Source organism: Deinococcus sp., assembly GCF_018260555.1.
Classification (GTDB): domain Bacteria; phylum Deinococcota; class Deinococci; order Deinococcales; family Deinococcaceae; genus Deinococcus.
Genome location: NZ_JAGLBB010000081.1, coordinates 1 through 8,842, shown reverse-complemented (window position 1 = coordinate 8,842; position 8,842 = coordinate 1). Strand labels below are relative to the sequence as shown.

Genomic DNA, 8,842 nt, shown 5'->3' with positions numbered 1-8,842 from the left:
ACGAGTAGAAACTCTTGCCCAGTGCAACGACGGCTCCCCCTGCCCCCCTGGGGTAGGGGGCTGGGGGGTGGGGCAGCACACGGAAAGCCCGCCGCCAGGCGCAACGATTCCAACGGGGCAGCCCCCCCAAAGACCGCCCACCTCCCCCGGTCCGGAAAGGCGCGCCGCACAGAACAGCAGCCTGTTAGCCTGAGCGCATGACTGATCACCCGAACTGGACATCGTTGATCGAGGATGAGGTTCAGCCGTGGCAGACGCTGGAGTCCCGGCAACTCGTGTCGGGGTTCCGCACGGTGTTCGAGGACCGCGTGCGCCTTCCGGGCGGCGCGGAGACCACCTACCAGTACCGGCCGCGCGGGCCGCGCGCTGTGTTCGTGTTGCCCGTGACGGCGCAGGGTGAGGCGGTCCTGATCCGTCAGTACCGCTACCCGCTGCGCGCGACCGTCACCGAGGTCGTCGCGGGCGGTGTGGAGCGCGGCGAGGACCTGCTCACGGCGGCCCGGCGGGAACTGCATGAGGAGGTTGGGGGTGTGGCGGCGCAGTGGGTGGCGCTGCCCGGCTTTTACCCGCAGCCGAGTATCAGTGGCGTGATCTTCTACCCGTTTCTGGCGCTGGGCGTCACGTTGGGGGGCATGCATCACGAGGACACCGAGACCATCGAGCGCGTGGTGGTGCCCCTGGCCGAAGCGTACCGGCGCCTGGATGCCGGGGAGATCCTGGACGGCTCGAGCAGTCTGACGTTGTGGCATGCGCGCGCCGTTCTGGCTGGGCGGGGTCTCCTCTGAGCGTGCCGGACACGGAGTGGCCCGCGCCGTTCACGACCCTGGCGGGACCGCACCGTTTTGACGCGGTGATCGAGAACAGTGAGTTCCTGACGTTCGCGGATCGGGCGGATTCGCCCGAGGGGGCGCTGGCTCAGCTGGCGGCGTTGCGGGAGCGGTACCCGGACGCCACGCATCACTGCTGGGCTTACCGCGTGGGGGGTGCGTACCGCTTCAGTGATGATGGCGAGCCGGGCGGCACGGCGGGCGGGCCGATCCTGCGGGCCATCCTGGGGCAGGGGGTGGATCACGTGATGGTGGTCGTGGTCCGGTTTTATGGTGGCGTGAAGCTGGGGACGGGTGGACTGGCACGGGCGTACGGGGGCGGCGCGGCGGAGTGCCTGCGGGCGGCGGCGCGGGTGACGGTGCGGGCGCGGCGGGCGCTGCGGGTGTCGGTGCCGTTCGAGTTTCTGGGGGGCCTGTACCACCTGCTCGGGTCGCTGGACACGGTGCGCGGCGAGGAAGCGTACTCGGGGACCGGGGTGTCGCTGCGCATAGAAGTGTTCCCGGAGGACGTGGCGGGGTTCGTCGCGGCGCTGCGGGACGCGTCGCGGGGGGCGTCGGAGGTCGAGGCGTTGCCGTAGGGTGAGGAGTCACCCTGAAACCGACGGAAGCTGCCCTGCTCCCACTCAGACTGAAGAGTGGCAGCAGCCCGTTCAATCGGAGTTCGCATGATACCGACTGCCGCTCCATTCCACCACAGTCGGAAAAGCGCCGCCTGTGGTTCCATCCCGCGAAGGGGCGTCTTTCCTTCCTTCTCGCGTCCGCTCGGATTGATTCAGAACTGCAGCGAATCAATCGCAGTCCGTATGAGAGCGAGGCAGTGTGAAAGGGAGGCGCAACTGCGGGACAGGAAGCAGGGCGTTTCGCCGGATCTGGACGGCGGCCAGGGCGCGGGGGGCCGCCGATGCGCCAGACTGGGCGCATGAGTTCGTTACCGTTTCGCATCGGCTTTGGAGAGGACGCGCACCGCCTGGAGGCCGGGCGACCGCTGGTGCTGGGTGGCGTGCCCGTCCCGCACGCGGAACTGGGAGCGGTGGCGCACAGTGACGGTGACGCCGTGCTGCATGCTGTGGCCGACGCGCTGCTGTCGGGACTGGCGTTGGGTGACATCGGGCAGTACTTCCCGGACACGGCCGCCGAGTGGGCCGGTATGGATTCCCGCGTGATCGTGCGGCGGGCGCTGGAACTCGTGCGGGCGCGTGGGTACGTGCCGGGGAACGTGGCGGTCGTGGTGACCCTGGACCGCCCGAAGCTGGGGCCGCTGCGCGCCGAGATCGCCCGGTCCGTCGCGGGCCTGCTGGAGCTGCCGGAAAGCGAGGTGGGCGTCAGTTTCAAGACCTCCGAGGGGCTGGCGCCGGCGCACGTGCAGACCCGCGTGAGCGCGCTGCTGATCCGCGCGGGCAGCGGTGAAGGATGACGGGAGGAGTGACGCCGGCCGCCTCTCCCCTGTTGCATCCCCTGTTGCACGTCGTGTTGTTCGAGCCCGAGAAGGCCGGGAATGTCGGGAACGTCGCGCGGACCTGCTCGGTGCTGGGCGCGGACCTGCACCTGATCCGCCCGTTCGGCTTTCACCTGCACGACCGTGAATTCCGCCGCGCCGGCATGGATTACCTTCAGGGCGTCACGCTGCACGAGCACGCCAGCTGGACGGCCTTTCAGGACACGCTGGGCGCGCGGGCGCGGGTGTGGGCGTTCAGCACGCACGCCACGCAACTGCACACCCGCGCGGACTTTGCGCGGGGCGATTACCTGCTGTTCGGGCCGGAATCGCGGGGATTGCCCGCGTGGCTGCGCGACGCCCTGCCGAAACTCAAGCTCCCGCAACCCGGCGGGGGCCGCAGTCTGAACCTGAGCGTCGCGGCGGGCGTGGCCGCCTTCGAGGCCGGACGGCAGATCGAGGGCTGGTAAACGGAGGGGACGCGACCGGCGCTCAGGCTGAACCCCCTCCCCCCCCGCTGCCTGAACGTAGTCCCTACACGGCTCCGCGCGGCGCCGAGCTGGTCCGCCCGCCTACACTGAAGGGGTATGCCCCGGCCCCGCTCCGCCGCCCCGACGCCGCAGATTCACCGGCTGCGGGAGCAGCAGTACGCTGCGTCTGTGTCGCTGCCGCTGCTGTCGGCCGCCGTGCACGCGGGACTGCTGTGGCTGTCCCTGGAAGGGGACCGGCAGGGCGTGGTGTCCCTGACCGGGGCAGTGCTGCTCAGCGTGTTCATGGTCGCTGCCGCGCTGTCCCGGCGGGTGCCGTTGGGGGTCTTGACCGGTGCGGTCGCGTACGTGCTGCCACTGTGGCTGACGGTGCAGGTGACCGTGATCGGCGTGCAGGGGCGCGGCATTCCGCCTGTGTTCTTCCTGTCGCTGGGCGTGGTGGGGCTACTGTCGCTGGCGTGGCTGCCGCTGAATCAGGCGGCGGCGCTGCTCCTGCCCCTGACGGGCTTCATACTGGCCGCCACGCTGCTGTTCAACCCGCAGGACCTGTTCCTGATGATCTACGCGGCGTTCCTGGTGGCGCTGATGGTCCTGATGGCACAGCACGGCCAACTGGTCAGCACGGAACGCGCCCGGAATCTCAGGGCGCAGCACGCCGCGCAACTCGACCCGCTGACCGGCGCTCTTAACCGGCAGGCTGGCTGGGACACCCTGGAAACCGCCACGCGCGCTCCCCTGAACGCCGCGCGGGTCGCGGTGATCCTGACCGACATCGACCACTTCGGGCGGATCAACGACCTGCTGCGCCACCGCGCGGCCGATCAGGTGCTGCGCGAGTTCGCCACGCTGCTGGTCAGCATGACCGCCCCGAACGTCAGCGTGACCCGCTGGAACGGCGATCAGTTCCTGCTGATCCTGCCGAACGTCAGTGTGGCCGCCGCGCACGACGTGGCCGACCGGATCGTACGGACTGCCCGCAACCTGAACATGCCGGACCTGAACGGCGTTCCGGTCAGCGTGGGCCTGGCCTTCGCCGCCGAGACCGAGGATCTCGACGCGCTGATCGATCTCGCCGAGCAGCGCCTGCACCGCGCGCGGGAGGGCAGCGGGAAGCGCCTGGCCTGACGCGCACGCCCCAACCCGACCTGACCCGCCCCGACCTGACCTGACCCGGCACGCCCGGTAGAGTGGCGGGCATGACTTCCCACGATCTCTCCAGCGCCAGTGACGCTCCGACCAGCGAGTTCAGTGCGAATCTCGCGCGGTACGCTGAGCTGCTCGTCCGTACGGGCGTGAACCTCCGGGCGGGCGGGAAAGTCCGGATCGCCGCGCCCATCGAGGCGGCGCAGCTCGTGCGCCTGACGGCCCGCGCCGCCTACCGCGCCGGGGCCAGTGACGTGCGCGTGCAGTACCTCGACCCGCACCTGGACCTTGCGCTGTTCGAGGACGGCACCGACGACGCCGTGGCCTTCATGCCCGCGTGGCAGGCGCGGGAAAGCGAGGCGATGATCGGGGACGGGTACGCGTCTATCGGGATCGTCGGGGAGGACCCGTCGCTGCTTTCAGGCGTGAACCCCGCGCGGGTCGCGGCGCGCAGCAAACTCAAGGCGCAGGTCATGCGGCAGGTCAGCGAGGCGACCGGCAGTTTCCGCGTGAACTGGACGGTCGCGGCCATGGCCGCCCCCGCGTGGGCGGCGCGGGTGTACCCGGACCTGCCGCAGCGGGAGGCCGTGGCGCGGCTGTGGGCCGACATCTTCGCCGTCACGCGCGCCGACCGGCCGGACGCGGTGGCAGTCTGGGAAGCGCACCTGGCCCACCTGGAACGCCTGACCACCTACCTGACTGGCCGGCAGTACGGCGCCCTGCACCTGCGCAGCGACCTCGGCACGGACCTGACCGTGGGCCTCGCCGAGAATCACGTGTGGCAGGGCGGCGCAGAAACCGCCCGCAACGGCGTGCGCGGCGTCCCGAACCTCCCCACCGACGAGGTGTTCACGGCGCCGCACCGGGAGCGCGTGAACGGCTGGGCGGTTGCCAGCAAACCGCTCAGCGTGCGCGGGCAGTTGATCGAGGGCATCCGCGTGCGCTTCGAGAACGGCCGCGCCGCCGAGGTGAGCGCCACACGCGGCGAGGACACCTTGCGCCAGTTGATCGGCACCGACGAGGGCGCCGCGCACCTGGGCGAGGTGGCCCTGGTTCCCGCCAGCGCGCCCGTCGCGCAGACCGGCACGCTGTTCCTGAATACCCTGTTCGACGAGAACGCCGCCTCTCACATTGCGCTGGGCCAGTGCTACCCCACCAACGTGCAGGGCGGCACCGACGAGGCCACCCTGAAAGCCGCCGGGGGAAACGACAGCCTCATCCACGTGGACTGGATGATCGGCACGCCCGCAACCGACGTGGACGGCGTCACGAGGAACGGCACCCGCGAACCCCTGATGCGCAGCGGGGAATGGGTGGTGCAGGGATAGCCCGCCCAGGCAAACCTTCCACAGACTCATACGGATTCCGTTTGTTTCGCTGACAGGTCTGGAACTTCACCGGATTGCCAGCTCCACGCCCGGAACCCGTTTCTCATCTGCGCGCTCTGCGGCGCAGTCCTCCGGGTCGGCTCGAGTTGATTCAGAACCTCACTGAATCAACCACAATCCGTATTACCTGACCAGACCCAGCTTGCGGACCTCGTCGCGCTCCTCGCTCAGTTCCTGCGCCGTGGCGTCCATCTTGCCGCGGCTGAAGTCACTGACAGGCAGGCCCTGCACGATCTCGTACTTCCCGCCGCTGCACTTCACGGGGAAGCCGTAGATCAGGCCCTCGGGAATGCCGTAGCTGCCGTCGCTGGGGATACCCATGCTGACCCACTCGCCCTCGGGCGTGCCCAGCGCCCAGTCGCGCATGTGGTCAATCGCGGCGCTCGCGGCCGACGCGGCGCTGCTCAGGCCGCGCGCCTCGATGATCGCCGCGCCCCGCCTGGCGACCGTCGAGATGTACGAGTTCTCGTACCAGTCGCGGTCCACCTGATCGAGCGCGGGCTGGCCGTCCACCGTCGCCTGACTCAGGTCCGGGTACTGCGTTGAGGAGTGGTTGCCCCAGATGGTCAGGTTCTTGATGCTGCTCACGGGCTTCCCGGTCTTCTCGGCCAGCTGACTGATCGCGCGGTTGTGATCCAGACGCACCATCGCCGTGAACTGCCCGGCATTCAGGTCCGGCGCGTTCTGCTGGGCGATCAGCGCGTTCGTGTTCGCCGGGTTCCCCACCACGAGCACCTTCACGTCACGGCTTGCCACGGCATTCAGCGCCTCACCCTGCGGCTTGAAGATCCCGCCGTTCGCGCCCAGCAGGTCCCCGCGCTCCATGCCCGCCTTGCGGGGCATGGCGCCCACCAGCAGCGCGTAATCCACGTCCTTGAACGCCACCATCGGATCATCACTCGTCACGATGTCCGAGAGCAGCGGGAACGCGCAGTCACGCAGTTCCATGACCACGCCGTTCAGCGCCTTCAGCGCCGGCGTGATCTCCAGCAGTTGCAGAATGACCGGCTGATCCTTGCCGAGCATGTCGCCCGACGCGATGCGGAAAAGAAGGCTGTAGCCGATCTGGCCGGCGGCGCCGGTCACGGCCACACGGACGGGTTGTTTGGTCGTCATGGGTATCCCTCCTGAGGATGGTTTTACGGCTCACGATAACGTGCGGTGAGCAGAAAGGAAGCAAGTTCCCCGGGCGGGAACAGGGCCGGGTGGCTCATGGTGGGAGGGTGGGCGCCTGCGGCGGGCTTCCCCACCCCTCAGCCCCCAGCCCCAGGGGCGACGGGGGAGCTTTCGTGGGCACTGGGCAGGTATTGCTCTGGCTTGTCTGGCAGGGAGTGGGCGGGGACGGCCACGCCTGACACAGATGGACCGTCAGAGCGGCGCGTCGGCCGCGAAGTTGGGTGGACGTTTCTCGCGCAGGCTGCTCAGGCCCTCGCGCACGTCGGGGCCGGTGAAGCCGAGGAATTCCAGAGCGAGGGACGCGTCGAAGGGGTAAAAACAGTCTGGTTGGCAGTGGTAAGGACCGCCTGCTTACGGCACAGTCACGGTTGTGAATGGCCGGGTGGGAAACCAGGACGGGCGGGACTGGGTGTTGAATAGCTCCGGCGTGACCTGATGCGGATGCCTGTTCCCGGCCTTCACGGGGTCGGGGGAGGGCAGCTGTTCGTGCGGGGGGCGCGCCAGCCGAGGGTGCCGGTCAGGGCGGCGAGCAGCATGCTGCCCAGCACGAGGGGGGTGACGGCGGTCCAGCCGCCGCGTTCGAAGGCGTGTCCGGCGACCAGGGAGGCGGCAGCGGCCCCGGCGTAGTACGCGAGGTGGTACAGGCCCGAGGCGAGGCTGCGGGCGTCGGTGACGTGGCGCTGCACGGCGTTCAGGGCGGCTGCCTGCGCGAGGAACACGCCGCAGGCGGCGGCGGCGACGCCCACGATGACCAGCGCGAGGGGCGCGGCGAGGGTCAGGAGAAGTCCAGCGCTGCTGGTGGCAGCGGCGGTCAGCAGGCCAGTGCGGGGGCCGCGCGCGGCGAGGAACGGGGCGGCGACGGGCGTGATGATCACGCCGAGCAGGTACACGGCGAAGACCGCGCCGGTCTGGGCGGCATCCAGGTCGTAGGGGGGCGCGGCGAGGCGCAGGGTGAGGCTGTTGAAGGTACCGACCAGCGTGAACAGGATCAGATAACCGACCGCGCAGGTGGCCAGCAGCGGCGGATTGCGAAGGTGGGCGCGCAGGCCCTTCAGGACGGCGCGGGGGTCGCGGCGGGGCGTGAACGCCTGTTCTGGGGGCAGGCGGCGGGCCAGTGCCACTGCGCGGCGATCAGTCCGGCCAGGAACCGGCCGAGGAAGCCGCCGAGGACGGTGCCGCTCACGTAGGCGGTCAGGGCGCGGGTGCGGGCGGGGCCGGTGAGTTCCTCGCCCATCAGGGCGGTCAGGGCGACCATCACACCGGGGATCAGGAGGCCCTGCGCGAACCGGGCGGCGTTCAGGGCGTCCAGGGTGTGGGCCTGCGTGGCAAGCAGGGCGGGCAGGCTCAGCAGGGCAAAGGCGGCCGTGACGGTGCGGCGTCGGCCCGTGGCGTCGGCCAAGATGCCGGCCAGCGGTGAGGCGAGCGCCATGGCGAGCATAGTCGCGCCGATCACGCCGCCCACGCGGGCGGGTCCGGCATGGAATTCGCGGGCCAGGGTGGGCAGCAGACTCTGCGGGGCGTACACGTTCAGGAATACCAGGGTGCCCAGCGCAGCGAACAGCAGTGGCGGGGCGCTGGTAGGGGCCGGTGTGGGCGCGCGCTTCAGGGCAGTCCGGTCAGGCCGAGGTCGCTGACCAGAGCGGTCGTCTCGCCCAGCCGCGCGGCGTGCTCGGGGTCGCTGCGGCCGGGCGGGCCGGGGATCAGCAGGGTGGGCCGGGCGTCCAGGCCGACACTGCCTCCGCTGTCCAGTCGCCCCAGAACGGCCTCGAAACTCCAGTCGTGCGCCCACAATCGTTTGACGGCGTGCAGGGCGGCGGTGGCGCTGGCGTGCGTGCCCGCCGGCTGGTGCGGGGCGCTCTGGGCGTGCGGTGTGCCCGGGCGGCGGGCATGCAGGGGCGTGTGATCCAGTCCGGCGGCGCGCAGAGCACGGTGAAAGTACTGCGCGGCGTCGTCCAGCAGGTAACTGGTGCGGATCAGCGCCTGCGCCTGAATGGTCAGGGGTTCCAGGGCGTCCTCATCGATGCGCGCAGGCTGGATGGGCGAGAACAGGCGTCCCAGCCGCTCCGGGAGGTTATTCTGCCGGTAGAACGCTTCCTCGAAGGTCGCGGGAACCAGCAGGCCGCTCACGCCGTGCCGGGCCAGCCGGGCAGGTTCTTCCCCATGCAGGGTGGGATTCCGGGCGGCCTGCGCGAAGCTCAGCATGCCCCCAGGGTAGCGCGGGCCGGGGCGGCAGAGGCAGAGTTATGCGGATTCCGAATGGTTCGGTGCATTCCCAAATCAATCCGAGCGCATGCGAGTGGGAACAATAGACTGACATCTTTCAGTTTTAGAAAAGGACGTCCAGCACGGCTTCTGACCTCAGAATGAGGGTGTGAAACAGAAGAT

Annotated in this window: 10 protein-coding genes and 1 pseudogene; 6 read left to right on the top strand and 5 right to left on the bottom strand. The window is 69.8% G+C overall.

Annotated elements, in window-relative coordinates:
* Nucleotides 1-197 precede the first annotated feature (197 nt).
* From QZ271_RS12805 to QZ271_RS12780, 6 genes are all read left to right on the top strand, one after another.
* Nucleotides 198-785 (top strand): NUDIX hydrolase, encoded by a 588-nt coding sequence (locus QZ271_RS12805; protein WP_291432081.1) that lies wholly within the window; start codon nt 198-200, stop codon nt 783-785.
* 2 nt (nt 786-787) lie between these two features.
* Nucleotides 788-1,405, top strand: coding sequence for a YigZ family protein (locus QZ271_RS12800; RefSeq protein WP_291432079.1), 618 nt, complete (start codon nt 788-790; stop codon nt 1,403-1,405).
* A 341-nt stretch (nt 1,406-1,746) separates the two neighbouring features.
* Nucleotides 1,747-2,241 carry a 2-C-methyl-D-erythritol 2,4-cyclodiphosphate synthase gene (ispF, locus tag QZ271_RS12795; RefSeq protein WP_291432077.1) on the top strand — a complete coding sequence of 165 codons (495 nt, stop codon included), beginning with the start codon at nt 1,747-1,749 and terminating at the stop codon, nt 2,239-2,241.
* On the top strand, nt 2,238-2,732 hold the full coding sequence (locus QZ271_RS12790; protein WP_291432075.1) for a tRNA (cytidine(34)-2'-O)-methyltransferase: 495 nt from the start codon (nt 2,238-2,240) through the stop codon (nt 2,730-2,732). Before ispF ends, QZ271_RS12790 begins: the two co-directional genes overlap by 4 nt.
* Nucleotides 2,733-2,849: 117 nt before the next feature.
* Nucleotides 2,850-3,875: a GGDEF domain-containing protein gene (locus QZ271_RS12785; protein WP_291432073.1), complete on the top strand. Its 1,026-nt coding sequence runs from the start codon at nt 2,850-2,852 to the stop codon at nt 3,873-3,875.
* A gap of 71 nt (nt 3,876-3,946) precedes the next feature.
* Complete coding sequence (locus tag QZ271_RS12780) at nt 3,947-5,221, top strand: aminopeptidase (protein ID WP_291432070.1); 1,275 nt, start codon at nt 3,947-3,949, stop codon at nt 5,219-5,221.
* A gap of 183 nt (nt 5,222-5,404) precedes the next feature.
* Here QZ271_RS12780 and QZ271_RS12775 read toward each other — a convergent pair whose 3' ends face one another.
* From QZ271_RS12775 to QZ271_RS12755, 5 genes and pseudogenes are all read right to left on the bottom strand, one after another.
* Complete coding sequence (locus tag QZ271_RS12775; RefSeq protein WP_291432068.1) at nt 5,405-6,397, bottom strand: malate dehydrogenase; 993 nt, start codon at nt 6,395-6,397, stop codon at nt 5,405-5,407.
* A gap of 252 nt (nt 6,398-6,649) precedes the next feature.
* Nucleotides 6,650-6,766: pseudogene (locus QZ271_RS12770) on the bottom strand (enoyl-CoA hydratase); the annotation flags it as partial.
* 149 nt (nt 6,767-6,915) lie between these two features.
* Nucleotides 6,916-7,578, bottom strand: coding sequence for an MFS transporter (locus QZ271_RS12765; RefSeq protein ID WP_291432067.1), 663 nt, complete (start codon nt 7,576-7,578; stop codon nt 6,916-6,918).
* Nucleotides 7,509-7,982, bottom strand: a complete 474-nt coding sequence (locus QZ271_RS12760) for an MFS transporter (protein WP_291432065.1) — start codon at nt 7,980-7,982, stop codon at nt 7,509-7,511. Before QZ271_RS12760 ends, QZ271_RS12765 begins: the two co-directional genes overlap by 70 nt.
* 77 nt (nt 7,983-8,059) lie before the next feature.
* Nucleotides 8,060-8,659 carry a hypothetical protein gene (locus tag QZ271_RS12755; protein ID WP_291432064.1) on the bottom strand — a complete coding sequence of 200 codons (600 nt, stop codon included), beginning with the start codon at nt 8,657-8,659 and terminating at the stop codon, nt 8,060-8,062.
* Nucleotides 8,660-8,842: the final 183 nt, after the last annotated feature.